The 18,394-nt window shown below is 64.8% G+C and carries 19 protein-coding genes; 6 read left to right on the forward strand and 13 right to left on the reverse strand.

Annotated elements, in window-relative coordinates:
• Positions 1–50: 50 nt before the first annotated feature.
• The 5 genes from FYJ28_RS13895 to FYJ28_RS13915 all read right to left on the reverse strand — a co-directional run bounded on the left by FYJ28_RS13895 (position 51) and on the right by FYJ28_RS13915 (position 2,441).
• Complete coding sequence (locus tag FYJ28_RS13895) at positions 51–668, reverse strand: alkaline shock response membrane anchor protein AmaP (protein WP_152970007.1); 618 nt, start codon at positions 666–668, stop codon at positions 51–53.
• A gap of 25 nt (positions 669–693) precedes the next feature.
• A complete protein-coding gene (locus tag FYJ28_RS17655; protein ID WP_154579693.1) occupies positions 694–1,278 on the reverse strand; it encodes a DUF6286 domain-containing protein in 585 nt (194 codons plus the stop codon).
• The gene (locus FYJ28_RS13905; RefSeq protein ID WP_154579694.1) at positions 1,275–1,679 is read right to left on the reverse strand and encodes an Asp23/Gls24 family envelope stress response protein; all 405 of its coding nucleotides are present in this window, start codon (positions 1,677–1,679) and stop codon (positions 1,275–1,277) included. Before FYJ28_RS13905 ends, FYJ28_RS17655 begins: the two co-directional genes overlap by 4 nt.
• Positions 1,676–1,855 (reverse strand): hypothetical protein, encoded by a 180-nt coding sequence (locus tag FYJ28_RS13910; RefSeq protein ID WP_055242447.1) that lies wholly within the window; start codon positions 1,853–1,855, stop codon positions 1,676–1,678. The genes FYJ28_RS13905 and FYJ28_RS13910 overlap by 4 nt, the downstream gene beginning before the upstream one ends.
• Before the next feature lie 67 nt (positions 1,856–1,922).
• Positions 1,923–2,441 (reverse strand): Asp23/Gls24 family envelope stress response protein, encoded by a 519-nt coding sequence (locus tag FYJ28_RS13915; protein ID WP_055242445.1) that lies wholly within the window; start codon positions 2,439–2,441, stop codon positions 1,923–1,925.
• 344 nt (positions 2,442–2,785) lie between these two features.
• On the opposite strand from FYJ28_RS13915, the gene aceB reads away from it, so the two are divergent.
• The gene (aceB, locus tag FYJ28_RS13920; protein ID WP_154579695.1) at positions 2,786–4,384 is read left to right on the forward strand and encodes a malate synthase A; all 1,599 of its coding nucleotides are present in this window, start codon (positions 2,786–2,788) and stop codon (positions 4,382–4,384) included.
• A gap of 139 nt (positions 4,385–4,523) precedes the next feature.
• Here aceB and FYJ28_RS13925 read toward each other — a convergent pair whose 3' ends face one another.
• Positions 4,524–5,639, reverse strand: coding sequence for an alcohol dehydrogenase catalytic domain-containing protein (locus tag FYJ28_RS13925; protein ID WP_154579696.1), 1,116 nt, complete (start codon positions 5,637–5,639; stop codon positions 4,524–4,526).
• A gap of 172 nt (positions 5,640–5,811) precedes the next feature.
• On the opposite strand from FYJ28_RS13925, the gene FYJ28_RS13930 reads away from it, so the two are divergent.
• Positions 5,812–6,270, forward strand: coding sequence for a helix-turn-helix domain-containing protein (locus FYJ28_RS13930; protein WP_154579697.1), 459 nt, complete (start codon positions 5,812–5,814; stop codon positions 6,268–6,270).
• An 89-nt stretch (positions 6,271–6,359) separates the two neighbouring features.
• Entirely contained in the window at positions 6,360–7,478 is a 1,119-nt protein-coding gene (gene ald, locus FYJ28_RS13935) for an alanine dehydrogenase (RefSeq protein ID WP_055242437.1), read from the forward strand.
• A 64-nt stretch (positions 7,479–7,542) separates the two neighbouring features.
• Here the strand turns inward: ald and FYJ28_RS13940 are convergent, their stop codons facing one another.
• The 3 genes from FYJ28_RS13940 to FYJ28_RS13950 form a co-directional block, all read right to left on the reverse strand.
• The gene (locus FYJ28_RS13940) at positions 7,543–8,874 is read right to left on the reverse strand and encodes an MFS transporter (protein WP_055242436.1); all 1,332 of its coding nucleotides are present in this window, start codon (positions 8,872–8,874) and stop codon (positions 7,543–7,545) included.
• 85 nt (positions 8,875–8,959) lie between these two features.
• Positions 8,960–10,012, reverse strand: coding sequence for a Gfo/Idh/MocA family protein (locus FYJ28_RS13945; protein ID WP_154579699.1), 1,053 nt, complete (start codon positions 10,010–10,012; stop codon positions 8,960–8,962).
• Complete coding sequence (locus FYJ28_RS13950; RefSeq protein WP_154579700.1) at positions 10,009–10,746, reverse strand: GAF and ANTAR domain-containing protein; 738 nt, start codon at positions 10,744–10,746, stop codon at positions 10,009–10,011. The genes FYJ28_RS13945 and FYJ28_RS13950 overlap by 4 nt, the downstream gene beginning before the upstream one ends.
• A 314-nt stretch (positions 10,747–11,060) precedes the next feature.
• On the opposite strand from FYJ28_RS13950, the gene FYJ28_RS13955 reads away from it, so the two are divergent.
• A complete protein-coding gene (locus FYJ28_RS13955; protein ID WP_152970005.1) occupies positions 11,061–11,480 on the forward strand; it encodes a hypothetical protein in 420 nt (139 codons plus the stop codon).
• A gap of 89 nt (positions 11,481–11,569) precedes the next feature.
• On the opposite strand, the gene FYJ28_RS13960 is transcribed toward FYJ28_RS13955, so the two are convergent.
• From FYJ28_RS13960 to FYJ28_RS13970, 3 genes are all read right to left on the reverse strand, one after another.
• Positions 11,570–13,792 carry a catalase gene (locus FYJ28_RS13960; RefSeq protein ID WP_055242429.1) on the reverse strand — a complete coding sequence of 741 codons (2,223 nt, stop codon included), beginning with the start codon at positions 13,790–13,792 and terminating at the stop codon, positions 11,570–11,572.
• 307 nt (positions 13,793–14,099) lie between these two features.
• Entirely contained in the window at positions 14,100–14,333 is a 234-nt protein-coding gene (locus tag FYJ28_RS13965; protein ID WP_154579701.1) for a hypothetical protein, read from the reverse strand.
• Positions 14,334–14,342: 9 nt separating this feature from the next.
• Positions 14,343–15,197 carry a lantibiotic dehydratase C-terminal domain-containing protein gene (locus tag FYJ28_RS13970; RefSeq protein ID WP_154579702.1) on the reverse strand — a complete coding sequence of 285 codons (855 nt, stop codon included), beginning with the start codon at positions 15,195–15,197 and terminating at the stop codon, positions 14,343–14,345.
• Positions 15,198–15,819: 622 nt separating this feature from the next.
• Here FYJ28_RS13970 and FYJ28_RS13975 point away from each other — a divergent pair.
• Both FYJ28_RS13975 and FYJ28_RS13980 read left to right on the forward strand, forming a co-directional pair.
• Positions 15,820–16,788 carry a helix-turn-helix transcriptional regulator gene (locus tag FYJ28_RS13975; RefSeq protein WP_154579703.1) on the forward strand — a complete coding sequence of 323 codons (969 nt, stop codon included), beginning with the start codon at positions 15,820–15,822 and terminating at the stop codon, positions 16,786–16,788.
• Between the two features lie 45 nt (positions 16,789–16,833).
• A complete protein-coding gene (locus FYJ28_RS13980; RefSeq protein WP_154579704.1) occupies positions 16,834–18,147 on the forward strand; it encodes an aminotransferase-like domain-containing protein in 1,314 nt (437 codons plus the stop codon).
• 12 nt (positions 18,148–18,159) lie between these two features.
• On the opposite strand, the gene FYJ28_RS13985 is transcribed toward FYJ28_RS13980, so the two are convergent.
• Positions 18,160–18,366 carry a hypothetical protein gene (locus FYJ28_RS13985; RefSeq protein ID WP_152970003.1) on the reverse strand — a complete coding sequence of 69 codons (207 nt, stop codon included), beginning with the start codon at positions 18,364–18,366 and terminating at the stop codon, positions 18,160–18,162.
• Positions 18,367–18,394 lie beyond the last annotated feature (28 nt).

An 18,394-nucleotide genomic window follows, 5' to 3' on the forward strand; every position in this document is an offset into this window, starting at 1 on the left:
AAACCGTTGCCGGCCAGATCGCGGACCTGCGCCGATAACGATTTGGCAACTCAGTACACAACGGTGCCGGTGGATTCCACCGTGCTTCCCAGCTGGGCGGGACGTCCGCTGACTTCCAAGGCAATGCCCGCCGTGTGGAGGGGAACTTCCAGTGCACGGCTGAGGTTCGGCAGCACGTCGCTGCGCACGCGACGCAGTGCCTCCTGCACATCAGCCCGTTCGTTCAGCGTCAGGCGGAGGGCGAGATCCGGTGACTCGGCGGTGCCGCGCAGCAGTGCCCAGCTGCTGACCACACCCGGCAGGGACGAGGCATCATCCTCCACGGCCGCGGCCAGCACCGCGGGGTCGCACCGGGTGATCCCGCGGGCCGGGTCCTCGTGGAGCCGGTAACTGGATGCGGCGCGCCGCCGAGGAACCTCGGCAAGGATCCACCACAGCCCCAGCAGCCCCAGAATGATGCCGCCGATCAGCACAGCCGAGGCCGGAAGCGTTTCCAGCACGCCGGGCCCGTCGGAGAGGACCGGGTCGTCCGCCCCGGCCAGGTTCCCGCCGGTCATTTGCGCCATAAGCCCCGATGAAAAGAGGATGGATGCTGCCCCGGCAGCCAGCAGAACAATCCCAAGGATGATCAGCCAGGTCCGGTTCATGGCTCCTGCATGGTGTCGCATGCTGCGTCCTTCCAGGTACGCCGTGTCACTCCCGTGAACGGATGGACACCCGGACCCGCGGCACGGGATCCAGGCCTGAGGCTTCCAGCCGCGAATGCACCCCGTCACCGACCCACCGCTGCAAGTCCTGGGTGTCATGCAGCGCCGTCGTCACCGTGACCCGCACATCCCGGTCCGTAGCCGTGGCCGAGGCGGAGGAAACGCCGTCGATGTGTTCACAGGTGGCGGCTGCCAGCTGTGCGACCGCCCGGCGGGACATTACCGCGCTCGGCCCGCCGGACGTTGCCTGCTCGGCAGACCGGTCCCCCGCCGGCAGCCGAACCGGCAGGTCGTGAAAGCGTCCGGGCACAATTCCTGCCAGCAGCAGCACCAGCCCGGCGGCAGCGAGCGCAATGCCCGCAGCCCAGACTCCCGGACTGTTCCACGCTGATTCGGCCAGCCAGTCCAGCGGTGCCGTCACCGCTTCCGGCCACGTTCCGGAGGTTAGCCGAAGCAGCGCCGCCACCACAGCGGCGACGCCGAGCGCCAGAAGCACGACGGCGCAAATGGTTGCGGCAACCGAACGGCTGGGCCGCCGGCGCAGGGCCACCGGAGGCGACTCGGCGCTCACAGCAGGTTCCGCCGTCCGGAGGATGCCGGCCGTGGCCGCAGCCACGCCACGGTGATGTCCACCTGCCGCACCTGCACACCGGTCAGCTCCGTGACCCGGCCGGCGATCCGCTCGCGCAATTCATTCGTGGCCTGGCGCAGCGGCACGGGATAAGGCAGGCCGACAGTCACCCGAAGGCTGGCGATGTTTCCCGCCAATTCCACGGATGCCTCCGGGCGGGCGGAAAAGTCTGCCCTCGACCCGATGCCCAGAAACCCGCCAGTGGTTCCGCCCGCATCGGTTTCGTCACGGGCCACCTGGCTGGCGATCTTCTCCAGGACCTTGCGGGACATTGACGTGCTGCCCCGGTCTTCCACGGCCCGCCGTGGACGGCGTGCTGTCTCCACCTGCATCGTGGTCATCGGCTTGCGGCACGGCCAAACATGCCGGCCATGTCCAGTTTGCCGTCAGCCACGAGACCAACCACAAGACCTATCAGGCCGAAGAGAACGGTCACGAGGAACGCGAACCACCCCCCGAAGGCCAGCACAATACCCAAGACCAATCCGATTACCAGGCACCATCTTGTTGCATTCATCGGTGCTCTCCTTTGGACGTATTAGTACGTTATGGATTCGGCCCGCCCCGAATACGGACCCCTGCCCTTACTCCAGCCGCCCCGGCTGTTTCTTCTGCGGCTGGCTGTCATCGTCGCTGTCGTCGTCCGGGAGATGGACGTCGGTGACGTTCACGTTGACTTCCAGGACTTCAAGTCCGGTGGCGTTCTCCACAGAGCGGATCACATTGGTGCGGATAGCCTGGCTGACTTCAACGATTGAATAGCCGTACTCGACGATCACGCTGACATCCACCGCCGCCTGCCGCTCGCCCTTCTCCACGCTCACGCCGTTGCCGTAGTTGGTCTGGGATCCGGGGATGCGTTCGGTGACGGCACTGAATGCGCGCCGGGCGGCATTTCCCATGGCGAAGACGCCGGGGACTTCGCGGGTGGCTATGCCTGCCAGTTTCTGCACCACGGTTTCTTCGATCGTGGTGTCTCCGCGGGGAGTGTGCAGCGGACCAGAGGGCCGGTGCTGCGAGAGGTCGCTGTCCCTCTCAGTACTTTCCCTGGCCGTCGCCGATGATGCGGTGGATTGTCCAGGACTTTGGGAGGATTCTGCCATGGCACTCATCTCCTGAAGAGGGGGATCCCGGAGAGGGATCGCCGTACCTTCCATTAAGGGCGCACCGGTGCCCGAACGTCACGCCCGCCGGAATATTTCCCGGGTCCGGAGCGCGATTTCAATCCACCGCCGGAAAACCAAACAGACCCGGGACCCGGGTGACCTTGCCCCAGCCAGTTGTGGGCCCGTATATTCACGATACGGAAACAAGTTTTCATTTTTGAGTCCGAACGGATCAAAAAGACGGGTTTACACCCTGCGCCTGGCCCCGTACTTTCAGGGGCACAGCTGCATTTCGACGACGCGGTCAGGCAGGACTACGCCGACTCGCGAGAGGAGAAACCATGGCCATCGAAGTAACCGACCTCAACCCCGCTGAAGGTGCCGGAACGATCCTGACTCCGGAAGCCCTGGCGTTCATCGAAGAACTCCACCACCGCTTCGCACCCACCCGTAACGATCTGCTTGCCGCGCGCACCGCACGCCGCGAAGCCATCGCCGCAGGGGAGCCCCTCGATTTCCTCCCCGAGACCGCGCAGATCCGGGACGGCGACTGGCAGGTGGCACCGGCACCGCCGGCGCTCCAGGACCGCCGCGTGGAGATGACCGGGCCTGCGTCCCCCGCAAAGATGGCCATCAACGCCTTGAATTCCGGTGCCAAGGTCTGGCTCGCGGACCTCGAGGACGCGTCCACCCCCACCTGGCACAACGTGGTCGACGCCGAATACAACCTTTACCGCGCAGCCCGCGGGGAGCTTGCCTTCGCCTCTCCCGAGGGCAAGGAATATGCGCTCCGCACGGACGCACCCCTCGCCGTCGTTGTCATGCGCCCGCGCGGCTGGCACCTGCCGGAGAAGCACGTGATGATCGACGGCGAACCCGCGGTGGGGGCGCTCGTGGACTTTGGCCTGCACTTCTTCCACAACGCCAAGCAGCTGCTGGAAAACGGCCAGGGCCCCTACTACTACCTGCCCAAGATGGAGAGCCACCTCGAAGCCAGGCTCTGGAACGACGTCTTCGTGTTCGCCCAGGACTACGTGGGCGTGCCCCAGGGATCGGTGCGGGCCACCGTGCTGGTCGAGACTATTCCGGCCGCCTTCGAGATGGAGGAAATCCTGTACGAGCTCCGCGACCACGCGGCAGGGCTGAACGCCGGACGGTGGGACTATCTCTTCAGCATGATCAAGGTGTTCCGAGACTCCGGGAAGGACTTCCTGCTCCCCGACCGGGCCGACGTCGCGATGACCGCACCGTTCATGCGCGCCTACACGGAGCTGCTGGTCAAGACCTGCCACCGCCGCGGAGCCTTCGCAATGGGCGGCATGGCAGCCTTCATCCCCAACCGGCGCGAGCCTGAAACGACCGCCAAGGCGTTTGAAAAGGTCACCGCAGACAAGACCCGTGAAGCCAATGACGGCTTCGATGGTTCCTGGGTGGCGCACCCGGACATGGTGGATACCTGCCGGGAGGTCTTCGACTCCGTGCTGGGCGAGAAGCCCAACCAGGTGGACAAGCTTCGCGAGGACGTCCAGGTCACAGCCAGGGACCTGCTGGACGTCACCACTGCCGAGGGCTCGATCACCGAGGCAGGCCTGCGCTCCAACCTCTACGTGGCAGTGGCCTACACCGCGGTCTGGCTTTCGGGCAACGGCGCGGTGGCCATCCACAACCTCATGGAAGATGCCGCAACTGCCGAAATCTCCCGTTCCCAGGTCTGGCAGCAGGTCCGCAACGCGGTGACCCTGGAGGACACCGGCGAAACCGTCACTCCGGAACTGGTCAAGCGGCTGCTCGCTGAGGAAACGGAGCGGCTCAGGGGTGAGGTGGATGAGGAGAAGTTCAACCGCTACTACGCGCCGGCCAGCGAGCTGATCGGCCGGATCAGCCTCGCGGAGGATTACGCCGAGTTCCTTACTCTGCCGGCGTACGAGCTGGTGGACTAGGTTCGCCGGGCCCGGCAGCGCCGGGCGGACCGGAACGGCGGCAACGAAACTCCTTCGCTCGCAGGGCTCGCTTCGGAGTATTAAAGCCGCCTAACCCGGTCCGTACGGCACTATGATGTTCCGGTCCGGCGGGCGCCGGTCACTCGAAGTGGATTACCTGGCGGATGGCCTGCCCGTCCGCCAGGGTGTCCATGGCTTCATTGATGTCCTCCAGCGCGACCTCGGAGGAAACCAGCTCTTCGACGGGCAGCTTTCCCTGGCGCCAGAGGTCCGCGTAAACCGGGATATCGCGGGACGGCACCGCCGACCCCAGATAGCTGCCGATGATTGTCCGGGCCTCCGCTGTGAGGGTCAGCGGCGTTATTTCGGAGAGCTGGTCCGGGGCAGGGAGCCCAACCGTGACTGTGGTGCCGCCCGGGGCCGTGAGGTTCACGGCAGTCTCGAAGGCGCGGGGATGGCCTGCGGCCTCCACGGTGAGCGCGGCACGGATTCCCTCTGCGGCTGCTTCCTCCGGGGAGTACACGGCATCTGCACCCAGTTCCAGGGCACGCTTCAGTTTTTCAGGCAGGGCATCCACGCCAATCACGCGGCGCACTCCCGCTGCCCTGGCGGCCAGCAGCGCCGCCATGCCCACGCCGCCCAGTCCAACCACGGCGACGTCGTCTTCCGGGCCCGGCCGCACAGCGTTCATCACTGCTCCCCCTCCGGTGAGCACTGCGCAGCCGAGCAGGGCAGCAACTGCCGGCGGAACATCGTCCTCCACGGCCACCAGCGACCGATAGTTGACGACGGAATGGGTGGCGAAGGCAGAGACACCGAGGTGATGCAGCACCGGGTCGCCGTTCCTGGCGAGCCGAATGCCGCCGCCAAGCAGGGTGCCGGCATTGTTAGCGGCGCTGCCGGGAGTGCAGGGCATCTTGCCGTTGGTCCGGCAGGCCGCACACTCGCCGCACCGCGGCAGGAACGCCATCACCACCCGCTGTCCCACAGCCAGGCCCGGAACATCGGGGCCAAGCTCCTCAATCCTCCCCGCGGCTTCGTGCCCCAGCAGCATCGGCAGCGGACGGATCCGGCTTCCGTTAACCACGGAGAGATCCGAGTGGCAAACGCCGGCGGCTTCGATTCGGACCAGCACTTCTCCGGGGCCGGGGCCGTCCAGCTGCAGTTCCGTCACGGTCAGCGGACGGCTTCGGGCATATGGCCGCTCCGCTCCGGTGCGTTCAAGGACTGCCCCGCGAATGGTTCGGCTGCTCATGATTCCCCTTTGAATCGGCGGATGATGCCTGGCGAGTCAGCGCCGGCACCGGCTGGCAACCATTCCAGCACGGTGCGGGCCGGCAGCCAAGGACACACTCCGGCGACGCGGCGTGCACTTCTGTGACGCGGGTTCATGTTTCCGGCCCGTTTCATTTGGCAAGATGTGATGCATGAGCCAACAGAGCAGGACCACCCCCGCACTGACCGGCAAGGACGCCAAGGCACTGGACCGGGCGCTTTCCGCCGGCGATGTCACGGTGTTCGTTGACGGCACTGCACTGCGGCTGCCGCCTGCAGCCCGGGACGCGGTCCTGGACCTGCTCGGCCGGCTCGCCACGGGCAAAGCAGTCACCGTCTCCTCAACCGCCGAGGAGGCGGTTGAGCGTGACAGTGAAGCCCGCGGGCACAATCCGCTGCTCACCACCTCCCAGGCAGCTGCCGCTGCCGGGATCTCCCACACCTACCTGCGCAACCTCACCGACGCCGGGGTGATACCCGTTGAGTACCGCGGGACCCACCGCCGGATCCGGATGTCCGACGTCGAGGCCTGGCTCCAGTCGCAGCGCGAGCAGCGCGCCGCGAAGGCCGCCCGGGGCGGGGACGGAAAACCAGGGGGGACTGATACCTAGGAGTACCGCCGCAGGGCGGCTCCGCACACCTGCTCGCTAGCTATGTATTGGTTTGGTTCCACTCGTACTTCCATTTAACGGAGCAAAAAGTGATTATCGGTATCCCCAAAGAAATCAAGAACAACGAATACCGCGTGGCCATCACCGCCTCGGGTGTTCATGAACTGACCACGCGCGGCCACACGGTCCTGGTAGAGGCCGGCGCAGGTGCCGGATCGAATATTACCGATGAGGAATATTCAACGGCAGGGGCTGAACTGACGGCGTCTGCCGGAGATGTCTGGAAGCGTTCGGACATGATCCTGAAGGTCAAGGAACCCATCGCCTCGGAGTACCAGTATTTCCGCCCCGGGCTGATCCTCTTCACCTACCTGCACCTGGCCGCTGCTCCGGAGCTGACCCGCGCGCTGATGGATTCAGGCGTCACCGCCATTGCCTATGAGACAGTCCAGGAGGGACGCGCCCTGCCGCTGCTGGCTCCCATGTCCGAAGTGGCCGGCCGCCTGGCCGTTCAGGTAGGCGCGCAGTGCATGATGGCGCCTGCAGGTGGCCCCGGCCTGCTGCTGGGCGGGGTGCCCGGCGTCCGCCCCGCCAAGGTGGTGGTGCTGGGTGCCGGCGTTGCCGGAACCAACGCCGTTGCCGTCGCCGTTGGCGCGCACGCGGACGTCACCGTCCTGGACATCAACATCAACCGGCTGCGGGAACTCGATGCCCTGTATGCCGGCCGGATCAAGACCGTGGCCTCCAACGCGTTTGAAATTGAGCGTGCCCTGCTGGACGCGGACCTGGTAATTGGTTCGGTACTGGTTCCCGGCGCCCGTGCCCCGAAGCTTGTCACCAATGACATGGTGGCCAGGATGAAGCCGGGCTCGGTGCTGGTTGACATCGCCGTGGACCAGGGCGGCTGCTTCGAAGACAGCCGGCCAACCACGCACGAGGACCCGACGTTCCGTGTCCACGGTTCCCTGTTCTACTGCGTGGCCAACATGCCCGGTGCGGTGCCCAACACCTCCACCTATGCGCTCACCAACGTCACCCTGCCCTACGCCGCCGCACTGGCGGACAAGGGCGTGCATGATGCGTTCGAGGCATCCCCGGCGCTTTCCCGCGGCCTGAACATCGCCAACGGCGCAGTGACCCACCACTCCGTCTCTGACGCCCACGGACTTGAGCTGACCGAAGGCTGGAGAGAGCTGGTTGCTCCCTAGCGGCCCCGTTAACCACGAAGGCCGGCAGCCCCGTATGGGACTGCCGGCCTTCGTGGTTGATGGACTAGTGGGAAACCGGAACCTTGGCTGCTGCGCCGCGGAGGACCGGAGCGCCCAGCATCGAGATGACGACGGCGCCAAGTCCCATGGGGATCACGAACAGGAAGTACAGATCCCCGGGCGTCCAGCCGCCGTCGATCAGGCTGCCGGCCAGGATCGGCGAGACAATCGCGCCCACACGGCCCATGCCGATGACCAGGCCCAGAGCGGTGCCGCGGACCTCGGAGTCGTAATACGTAGGACTAATCGCCAGCATGCCGGCGATCGGGGCGTTGGATCCGAAGCCCACCAGCGCTGCAGCGAAGAGCGCCAGCGGCAGGGATCCTTCCGTGGAGTTGGCGAAGACCACGAAGGTGGCGGCACCGACTACGAAGAAGACGGCCAGGACGCGCCGCATCTCGAAGCGCGAGCCGAAGACGCCAAGCACCACGGCACCGGTGATGGCACCGACGCTGAAAAGCACACCGGCGTTGATGCCGTCCTGGGCGCTGAACCCGCTGGCGGTGATGAGCTTGGGTGTCCAGGAGTTCGCGAAGTAGAAGCTGGCCATAAGGATGAAGTAGGCCAGTGAGAGCAGGATGGTGCGGCGGGCATTCACGCCGGTGAGCACGTCCGCGAAGCGGGACTTCTTCTCGCCGCGGGGCGCCGCCTCCGGCAGCTCATCCACGGGGGCCTGGCCAATGCTGCGCAGGGTCTTGTTGATGCGTTCCAGAGCGTTGGCCGGGCGGCGCACCGACAGGTAGTCGATGGATTCCGGCAGCACTTTCAGTACCAGGGGAATCATGACGAGAGTAGCCAGGGCTCCGAACAGGAAGGCTGAGCGCCAGCCGAAGGACGCGATCAGGGCACCGGTAACGAGTCCGCCGAGCACACCGCCCACAGGCTGGCCAATGCTGACAATCGCCAGCGCGGTGGAGCGGCGCTTGGCGTTGGAGAATTCGGAGGCAAAGACGTTGATGGTTGCCTGCAGGGTGCCAATAGCTACGCCGGTGATCAGGCGCAGCAGAAGCAATACCTCATAGGAGGGTGCAAAGACCGAAGCGAACATTCCCGCCGCGACCACGCACACCCCGATCAGCAGGGTCTTCTGGCGTCCGATGATGTCTGCGACGGTGGAAACAAAAATGGATCCCACGGCCATGCCCACCAGGGCAGCGCTGAGCAGGAACCCGAGTTCCGCGCCGTTGAGGTCCCATTCAGCAGAGACTGCCGAGGCGCTGAAGGCCATGACGAGGACGTCGAAGCCGTCGATCATGTAGAGAGCTGTACAAATTGCGATGATACCGACTTGCCGCCGGCTCAGGGCGGAGTCTTCGATCCGGTCTTTGAGGTGCATTCCTAGAATGCTAAACGAGACGATTGCCACACCGTGATTTCGCTCGCGTTGATGCCGGGGCGTTACGCGTCAGGCCACTGGCGAATCACAGTCCTGCGTGGATTTGCCGTATCATTTCCAACCCCCGCAGCGAATCCGCCGGGTCCACGGGGTTTGGCTTTCCGTCTTGTACCGCAGCGGCCACTGCGGCGTAGTAGTCCTGGTAGCGGCCGGGTTCCGTCGGCACTGCAACGGTGCTGCCGTCCACCCCCAGCCGCCCCCACGCCGCCGGGTCCTCGGAACCGTAGCCTGCGTCTCCGGGACGCAGTCCGGCGTCGAGCTGGGCTTCCTGCGGATCCACTCCGCGCTTGGTCCAGGCGGCTTTGCTTCCAGAGACGCGGAACCGCTCCCCCGCCTGCGGTGCCAGGGAATTCATCCACAGATGTGAGAGCACGCCGGAGTCATGCCGGAGGACCACAAAGACGTCGTCGTCAGGTCCACCGGCTTCCCGCCGCGCATGCACTTCGGCCCAGACCGGCTCGGCCGGCCCGAAGAGCTGGAGCACCTGGTCGATCAGGTGCGGTCCAAGGTCAAAGAGGATCCCGCCTCCCTCGGCTGCTCCGGCCTGCTTTTTCCATGCCTTGGTGACGGCGGGTTTATGGGACTCCATCCGGGATTCAAACCGGGTCACTGATCCCAGGTCACCACGTTCCACCAGTGCCTTCAGGGTCAGGAAATCACCGTCCCAGCGCCGGTTCTGAAACACGGAGAGAAGTTTCCCTCCGGCGGCTGCAGCGGCCATCATCTCTGCCGCGGCCTCGGGGGAATGGGCGAACGGCTTGTCCACCACCACGTTGAGGCCCGCATCCAGTGCCGCGAGCGCGAGGGGTGCATGTGTGGCAGGCGGCGTGCTGATGACGGCAAGGTCAAGACCTCCTGCCAGCGCGAGCGCCGCGTCAGCAGGGGGGACTACGACGGCGCCCGGATACGCGGCGGAAGCGGCACGCGCGCGCCCGGGATCCGAAGTGACGATCACATCCAGCGAGAACCGGGCGTCCTGTTCAAGCAGGGGCGCATGGAAGACCCGTCCGCCCAGCCCAAAACCGAAGAGAACGGTACGCAGGGGTGCGCGGCCAGCCGCGTCGGCGGGAATGGTCATGAGGGCTGGAAATGTGTCTGGGAAGGGGCCCCGTTGAGCTTGGCCACGATCTCCCCCGCCAGCACCTTGAGCTTCAGGTTCCTGCCGTTGGAGGCGCGCTTAAGGGTCTCGAACGCCTCGCTTTGGGAACAGCGGTTCTGCCCCATGATGATCCCGATGGCCAGGTCAATGTCCGTGCGGGACTGGAGGACAGCCTGCAGATCCTCCACGGTTGACGCCCGCTGTGACATCCGCACCGCAAGCCGGAGGGCCTGGGAAGCTTCCGATGCGTAGGCACGGGCGACCCGCTGGAAATCCTCATCAAAGGTATTGGCGGAGCGGGAGTAGAGGTTCAGCGCCGCCCTGGCGTGGCCTTCCAGAGCCAGCGGGACGGCGTACATGGACCGCACGCCCTGTGAAACCACGTGCTTCATGTAGTCGGGCCAGTGCTCGTCGGCCGCCGTGTCCGGGACGTAGATGGCTTCGTGGATCCGCAGCGCGTGAAGGCACGGACCGTCATCGAACGCGTACTGCATCTCGTCCATTTCAAGCGCAACGCTCTCGCTGCTGGCAACGGTGTAGCTGTGCCCGCGCGAACGCTGCAGGGTGATTCCGCAGTAAACCGTGCCGCGGGTGGACAGCGACGACGCACTCAGCCGCGCCAGATGCTGGAGGAATTCCAAGACGTCTTCGTGGTGGATCAGCAGATCCTGCAGCTGCGCCGCGGTAGCAGTCGCAGACCTTAGATCGTCCATAGAGCAATGTTCCTTTTCCGCCCAGTGAACCGCACTCTGCGCCCACGATTGTCGTGTTTGAGCTTAGATACTACGATATCGGGAGACGGTCAAGACGCGGCCACGGCTTCTGCATACCCCTATGGAGTTATCGATGGGCCTACCGGCGCATTTGCCGATCTGCCACCATTGCGGCGTTGACGATTACCTGATTTACGAGTTCTACACCGCCCCGACCCAAGACGGACCCGGTGTTGTAAGTTACACCTGTTCTGCCTGTGAAACGTTCGCCGGCCACGAGGTTCCGGCTGGCTGGGCACCCCCAGGGTGGCGCGTTGGCCAATGATTCTCCCCCGGCCCCCATTCCCGGGGGACTCGTGTTGCTCCTTGGCGCAGCGGCCCAGCTGTCTGCTGAAGCCACGCGCCTGTTTCTCGCCGAGCTCTCACTCACGGAAAACTCAGTCCGCGTGCTGAAGGTACTCTCAGCTCCCGGAATGCCGGCCGCAAGAGCCGCCTCCCTGACACATTTGAGCCTCGACGAGGCTTCCTTCGCCCTGGCCTCCCTGCATCAGGCCGGCTACGCCCGCCCGCGCCGTCCCGGCAGATGGTCCCGAACCGCCTCGGGGACCGCGGTGGTGGAAGAACTCGCGCGCGTCAGGCAGCAGTGCGATTCCCGGGCCGGGGAAACCGAACTGCGCAAGGGGCTCCACAAGCTGATTCAGTCCATAAGTACCGACAGCCCCGAGCCGGCCTAAAACCCCGTCCCGGCAACAAAACAGCGGGCCTGGAGCAGCTTTCACTGCTCCAGGCCCGCTGTTTTGTCCTACAGGCGGAACCTATCCGCCTAGGAGGCCGCGGCGAGCGGGAAACGCTCCCACACCCGGTGCTGGCCCAGCAGGGTGATCAGGCCGGGAACGATGTCCTCCGGGGACTCCGCCAGGACGCCGGGAGCATCGCCGGGGATTCCGGAGGCACCGATGACGCCGGTTCCGCTGCCCCAGGCACCTATGGCCTTGGAGTGACGGTAGGCCTCAGTCAGCAGAATGGCCACCCGGGGATCGATGGCCGGGTGCCCGGCGGGATTGCCTGCCTTGGCGTCCAGGCTGTCCACCGCATCGGTGCCGTATTCACCGGATCCGGCGACGATCACGGCGTCGAACTCAGTAGACCTCGCGGTCAGGTACGTGCGCTGTACGGGCACCTGGCCGCCGAGCATTCCACCCTGGGGCGCAATGACCAGTGGCACCATGTCCGCCGCGTCCACAGCGGCGCGTACCCGGGCCAGGGCGGCCAGGTCCGTGGTGTCGTCGGCCAGGATCCCGATGATCCGGCCGTCAACCGGCCAGGTTCCGCCGACCTGCTGAAGTGCCGGACTGGGGTCGGTGTCCTCCACCTTCACGGTGGGCGCAGGCGCGGGCAGGCCGAGTCCGGCCGCCACCTCAGCACACAGCCGCTCGTCGATGTTAGCGAGCGCCTGCAGCTGCCGGACCTTGATGTTCTCCTCGTAGCACTTGCCAAGCTCAAACGTGTACGCCTGGATCACGTGGTCCTGCTCCACCGGAGTCAGCGAGCGGAAGAACTGACGCGGCTGGCTGTAGTGGTCATCAAAGGTTGCCGGGTTCTCCCGCACCTTCCGGGACTTTGCCACCGGGGCAGGCACGTCGATGAACGCACCCATGTCCGCTCCTGCAAGGAACGGACAGCCGCCATCCAGTGAATTGGGCTGGTACGGGGCCACTCCGCTGTGCACGGCATCCTGGTGGAATCCGTCCCTGTGCATGTCATTGACCGGCGCGTGCGGGCGGTTGATGGGGATCTGCGCGAAGTTCGGTCCGCCAAGGCGGGTGAGCTGTGTGTCGATGTAGGAAAACAGGCGCCCCTGGAGCAGCGGATCGTTCGTCACATCAATGCCGGGAACCAGATGTCCGGGGTGGAAGGCTACCTGCTCCGTTTCGGCGAAGAAGTTGGTCACGTTCCGGTTCAGCGTCATGGTGCCGATGATCTGCACCGGGGCCAGTTCCTCGGGGACGATCTTGGTCGGATCCAGCAGATCGATGCCCTCGAACATCTCATCCTCTGTATCCGGGAAGACCTGCACCCCAAGATCCCATTCGGGGTAGGCACCGGCTTCGATGGCGTCTGCCAGATCGCGGCGGTGGAAGTCGGGATCCATGCCGTTGATAATCTGCGCCTCTTCCCAGACCAGGGAATGCACTCCCAGCCGGGGCTTCCAGTGGAACTTCACCAGCGAGGTCTCGCCCTTGGCGTTGACAAGCCGGAAGGTGTGGACGCCGAATCCCTCCATGGTCCGGTAGGAGCGCGGAATACCGCGGTCGGACATGTTCCAGATGGCATGATGCTGGGCCTCGGTGTGCAGCGAGACGAAGTCCCAGAAGGTATCGTGCGCGCTCTGCGCCTGCGGGATTTCACGGTCGGGATGCGGCTTGCCGGCATGAATGACGTCCGGGAACTTGATGGCGTCCTGGATGAAAAACACCGGGATGTTGTTGCCCACCAGATCGAAGGTTCCCTCATCCGTGTAGAACTTGGTGGCGAAGCCGCGCGTATCGCGCACGGTGTCAGCGGACCCGCGCGAACCCAGCACAGTGGAGAAGCGGACAAAGACCGGAGTCTGGGCGTCCCGGGCGAGGAAACCTGCCCGGGTGATGCCTTCCGCAGCGCCGTTGGCCACGAACACGCCATGGGCGGCTGCGCCGCGGGCATGGACTACCCGCTCGGGAATGCGCTCATGGTCGAAGTGGGTGATTTTCTCGCGCAGGTGATGGTCCTGGAGCAGCACGGGTCCGCGGGGCCCGGCCTTGAGCGAATGGTCCGTATCCCGCAGGCGGGCACCCTGGGCGGTGGTCAGGTAACGCCCGGACTGGGCGTTGGACGTCTTCGGCGCCCCGGTGGGAACCCCGGTGGGGGACACGGTTTCCGGACCGTCCTGGTCCGGCTTGGGCGGAAGGGGATCGTGCGGTTCCGTCGGTTCGGAGAGTGAAGGTGGCTGCGGTGCCGGGGCACCGGGGATCGGAAGTCCGTTGGCTGATGTGCTCTGATCTGACATATGGCCTCCATCTGGTGGAACTTGCTTGCCGCGCCGGGGGCGCAGCTCCATCAACACCATACCCAAAAATTAGTAAGGGTACTTAACATCGGCACAGCCCGGTGTGCCGCCGGACATGGCAAAGGACGGATCTGCCTGTAGGGGGGACACAGGCAGATCCGTCCTTTGCGGGGACGTCAATTCCCCTTACCGTCCCGTCGGCCAGGCTCCTTGGGCGGAGCGGTTCACGGGGCGGAGTCTCATCAATCGCGCATTGGGGTCCGGCGCACCTTCGCAGCCGAACGGCGCTGCTGCCACGGGCAGGAAGCTATTCCCACAGACCGTCGGCCCACGCCGCATCCCGAAGGTAGTCCCTGGCAGGCCCCACACTCCAAAGCTCCCCGCGGGACTCAACGTAGCCCATGCCCCGCATATCCTCGACCGTTCCTTCGTCGCAGCCGAGGACCGTTCCAAGGTCTTTGTCGTCAGCGGCCAGAACCACTTCATTCCTTTGTGACACTACGTCGGCGTCCTTCTTCTTGAAGACTTCATCCCGGGCCATCCGGGAGCGTTAGTGCTTATCCAGGAGCATTGCTTCGCGCTCCGTGCTCCACGTCCTGGCGTAGAGACCCATTGCTGCTTCTTCCCGCAGCGAGAGCCCCAGCCGGTTGAGCAGCATGTGCGCCTGGTAAACCGTCAAGTGCTGTGCACTGCGGCTGACACGGGCCTTGTCTGCCCGATAGAGGTAGGTGTCCATGGTGCGGAACCAGCGGCGGCGCCAGTTTTCCACTGCGGACTCAGCTGCCGTGGCAGCCATCAGGCGGTGGGTGGGCATAACCTTTGCTCCCACCTGGACCGTCATGGCCTGCCGAACGCTGGCAGCACGCGGGCCAAAGCCGGCGGTGCAGCTGCGAAGGTGGCTGTCCCAGTAGTAATCCCAGGAGAGCCGGCGGCGGTCGGGCCAGCTCGAGGCCCGCGGGCCCTTCATCATGCTGCGCGCCGAATCAAAGAGCAGCAGGGAGCCGAGTGCCCACCTGTTTTGCACCTTTGGGAAACGCGCCGTAGCCCAGGTGCCCAGATCCGAGGAGAGCTCAAAGACTTCCTCTGCAAGCGCGAGGCCTTCCACGCCGCCGTATTTGGCAAGGTCGGCTTCTACGCGCGGATCCTGCGGATCCGCGCCGCCCGGGCTGAGCCGGTCACAGGCCGGGTCTCCAAAGGAGTGCGTCACGCTCAGGTGCCCGATAACTCCGCTGGCCTGCTCCTGGAGAGCCACCAGCAGGGACTTAAGCCGGTCCAGCGTCTCCTGTGACGCAAGGACCTTCATCCGTACATGTGCATTCGCAGGCTCAGAGCAGCGGGTGTAGAACCACCGCTGCGCCCCCCCACAGCTGTGCCTGCGCCGCCAGCGGGGTAACCAGTTCTCCAATGATGCCGTCCGCTACATCGAAGCCACCGATATAGATGGATAGTGTCCACCAACGAGTGCTTGCATTAGTTCGCGAGGCGTTTCGAACTGCTGTTAGCTGGCTCATGGCGTTCTTCCTCCGGTTTAAGTCTGGTTACCACCGCTGGGGCGGGTCTATATGGGTGTTGCTGGTTGGTTCATCCCCCATGTGAGGGGACTAGATCAGAACCATTCCCAGCTCTTGATGGAAACCGGTGCAGTTACCTTCTTCATGGTCGTATCCCCTCTTTTTGTTTCGGCTGGTTGCACAGCCGGCCGTGTTTGACTCCGAAAGCTTCCCCCGGGCCCAACGGGCGTGTCCACCGTTCCCAATTTCAGCTTCCTGTCATGTCCGCTTAGTGCCCCGGACGTCGTCTTAGTTCTTGGGAAGAGGGCCTTACTGGCGCGCTGCTGAGCGGATTTGGCCAGTTCGGGTACCGAACTACCGGGTTAAGGTGGAGAATGGCATTAACCTGTCATGTCATGCTCTTCGGGTTCCAATTTTTGGCCGAAACACCTTGCCCGAGGCTGACAGCACCCGGACGCCGGTAGCCTGCCAAGCACGCGGGCAGCTGTGCCCAGCTTTGCAGTTTGAGGAGGAAACTTGCTCGATCAGGTGTCGGTTGAGGTGTACCGCTATGCGGTCTCTCATCCGGGTTGGACCCCTGCCGAAGCGTCGGACGCACTGGGCTACACCACGCGCGCAATTGACCGGGCAGTGGATGAGCTGCGTTCCCGCTGCCTGCTCTTCGTGGAGGGCTCTGAAACTCCCGTCTACACGGCAGTCTCCCCCGACGTCGCACTTGCTGAACTGGTGGACCCGGACGAGCGCGCCCTGCTGGAGCTCCGCGCCCGCATCGGAGCGAAGCGGCGGGAGCTGGCGGGCCTGGTACCAACATTCACTGAGGCCCGGCGGCAGGTGGCTGCGGACGCGTCTGTCGAAGTGCTTGAAGATCCCGAGCAGGTTCAGCGGGTCCTCATCGAGTACGGGCGCTCTGCGTCGGAGAGCGTGCTGATCGCCAGGCCGGGCCAGGGCTCAAACGCCAACTTCCAGGAAGAAAGCGTACAGAAGGACCTGGACCTGCTCAGGGCCGGAGTCCGGCGGCAGACCCTCTACCATTCCAGCACCCGGGACCACGTCCCCACCTGCAAGGCCGTTGAACGCATCACCGAAGCGGGCGGAGAGTTCCGCACCCTGCCGTACGTTCCGCTGCGCACGCTCATCTTCGATGACAAAGTGGCAGTGGTGGCCCGCCAGCTGCATACCTACGACCGGGCAGGCCTGGTGATCAGGGATCCGAACCTCATTGGCCTGTTTACCAAGCTTTTCGAGTTTGCCTGGAGCCTGGCGGAGCCCTTTATGGAGGAGGATCCGAGCAAGGCGGGCCTCAACAGCACACAGCGCTCCGTCCTGGCCGGTCTCGCCGCCGGGCATTCGGACGAGGTCATTGCCCGCCGCGTTGGCATCAGCGTCCGGACATGCCGGCGGCACATCGCCTGGATGCTCGAGGAACTCAAGGCGGAGAGCCGCTTCCAGGCCGGGATCAAGGCGCACAAGGCAGGCTGGATCTAGAAAACTTGTGTTGCTTCCCAGTCAACCTGAGTGCCATGATGTGGCATGACGTTTGAGGAAACAACGGGGTCAGTGCTGACTCCGGAAGCACAGGTGGCACTGGACCGGGCTACGGGATCCGCACACCGGCACGACGGACTGCTTTCCAACCGGGCGTTCCACATCAAGCAGTCGGCCGTTCGGGACGTCTTTGATATCTCGATCCGCCCCGGCCTCATTTCCCTCGCCGGCGGCAGCCCCTACCTGCAGGAACTGCCGCTTGATGAACTGGCTGAGGCGACCGCGTCGATTATCCGCAATCAGGGGCTTGCTGCACTGCAGTACGGGCCCGGGCAGGGCCTGCAGGAGCTGCGCGAGCTTGCGTGCGAAGTGATGGCGGCCGAAGGCATCCTGGACGCAAATCCCGCTGACGTGGTTATCACTACCGGATCGCAGTCCGGCCAGGACGTGGCAGCCAAGGTCTTCTGCAATCCCGGTGACGTTGTGCTGTGCGAGGACCCCACGTATGTGGGTGCACTCAACACCTTCGAGGCCTACGAGGTGGACCTGCAGCCGGTGGCTATGGACGGGGACGGCCTGATCCCCGAAGCCCTCCGGGAACGGATCTCCGCGCTGCGCGCAGCCGGAAAGAGCATCAAGATGCTCTACACAATCCCCAGCTTCAACAATCCCAGCGGCATCACGCTCGCTGAAGAGCGCCGGGACCAGATTGTGCGGATCTGCCGCGAGAACAACATCCTGGTCCTGGAAGACAACCCCTACGGCCTGCTGCGCTTCGACGGCGAACCGCTGCCTCCCCTCCGGGCATCCCACCCGGAGGACGTGCTTTACCTCGGGTCCTTCTCCAAGATATTTTCCCCCGGCATGCGCCTGGGCTGGGCACTGGTCCCCCGTCATCTCTTCCGGCGTTTCTACCTGGCCTGTGAAGCCGTGGTGCTGTGCCCGTCACCGCTGACGCAGATGATCACTGCCGCGTATCTGCGGGACTTCGACTGGATGGGCCGCATCAGGGATTCACGCCGGCTGTATGCGCAGAGGTGTGCGGCCATGCTGGCGGCACTTCAGGAGCACATGCCCGACGGCGTGAGCTGGACTGTCCCGGACGGCGGCTTCTTTATCTGGGTGAGCCTGCCCGAGGGAATCGATACGTACCCCCTGCTCGCCGAAGCCATTGATGCCGGAACCGTGTTTATTCCGGGGACAGCGTTTACGCCCGGAGACGAGACGAGTTCTAAGCTTCGGCTCGCATTCAGCGCAGTCTCGCCGGACGACATCGCCGAGGGCATGCGCAGGCTTGCCCCCGTAATCCGCCGCGCCGTATCAGGAGCAGACGCCGCATCAGGGGCAGCCGGCGCGTAGGCGCGACGGCGTCTATTTACGGCGCCGCTTGTCGAACAGGGGCACTACGATCACGAAGAGCAGGGCCATAATGGCCAGCCGCCACAGCATTCCCAGGTTCGGGAACAGGATGATGAGCAGGCTGGAGACAATGAAGGCACCGACCAGGATCCAGGCCGTCCGCTTCCAGTCAATCTGCGGTCCTCCCCCGCGGTTTCCGGGTCCGGGATTCATTGCCATGTTGCTCCGATCGTTGGTTGCCCTTTCG

Origin of the sequence: Arthrobacter sp. BL-252-APC-1A, from assembly GCF_009696625.1 — a bacterium.
Lineage (GTDB): Bacteria > Actinomycetota > Actinomycetes > Actinomycetales > Micrococcaceae > Arthrobacter_B.

Coding starts and splice junctions, on each gene's coding strand:
- FYJ28_RS13895 (WP_152970007.1), bottom strand. CDS start 668: ATGCGACACCATGCAGGAGCCATGAACCGGACCTGGCTGATCATCCTT.
- FYJ28_RS13905 (WP_154579694.1), bottom strand. CDS start 1,679: ATGACCACGATGCAGGTGGAGACAGCACGCCGTCCACGGCGGGCCGTG.
- FYJ28_RS13910 (WP_055242447.1), bottom strand. CDS start 1,855: ATGAATGCAACAAGATGGTGCCTGGTAATCGGATTGGTCTTGGGTATT.
- FYJ28_RS13915 (WP_055242445.1), bottom strand. CDS start 2,441: ATGGCAGAATCCTCCCAAAGTCCTGGACAATCCACCGCATCATCGGCG.
- aceB (WP_154579695.1), top strand. CDS start 2,786: ATGGCCATCGAAGTAACCGACCTCAACCCCGCTGAAGGTGCCGGAACG.
- FYJ28_RS13925 (WP_154579696.1), bottom strand. CDS start 5,639: ATGAGCAGCCGAACCATTCGCGGGGCAGTCCTTGAACGCACCGGAGCG.
- FYJ28_RS13930 (WP_154579697.1), top strand. CDS start 5,812: ATGAGCCAACAGAGCAGGACCACCCCCGCACTGACCGGCAAGGACGCC.
- FYJ28_RS13940 (WP_055242436.1), bottom strand. CDS start 8,874: ATGCACCTCAAAGACCGGATCGAAGACTCCGCCCTGAGCCGGCGGCAA.
- FYJ28_RS13945 (WP_154579699.1), bottom strand. CDS start 10,012: ATGACCATTCCCGCCGACGCGGCTGGCCGCGCACCCCTGCGTACCGTT.
- FYJ28_RS13950 (WP_154579700.1), bottom strand. CDS start 10,746: ATGGACGATCTAAGGTCTGCGACTGCTACCGCGGCGCAGCTGCAGGAT.
- FYJ28_RS13960 (WP_055242429.1), bottom strand. CDS start 13,792: ATGTCAGATCAGAGCACATCAGCCAACGGACTTCCGATCCCCGGTGCC.
- FYJ28_RS13965 (WP_154579701.1), bottom strand. CDS start 14,333: ATGGCCCGGGATGAAGTCTTCAAGAAGAAGGACGCCGACGTAGTGTCA.
- FYJ28_RS13980 (WP_154579704.1), top strand. CDS start 16,834: ATGACGTTTGAGGAAACAACGGGGTCAGTGCTGACTCCGGAAGCACAG.
- FYJ28_RS13985 (WP_152970003.1), bottom strand. CDS start 18,366: ATGGCAATGAATCCCGGACCCGGAAACCGCGGGGGAGGACCGCAGATT.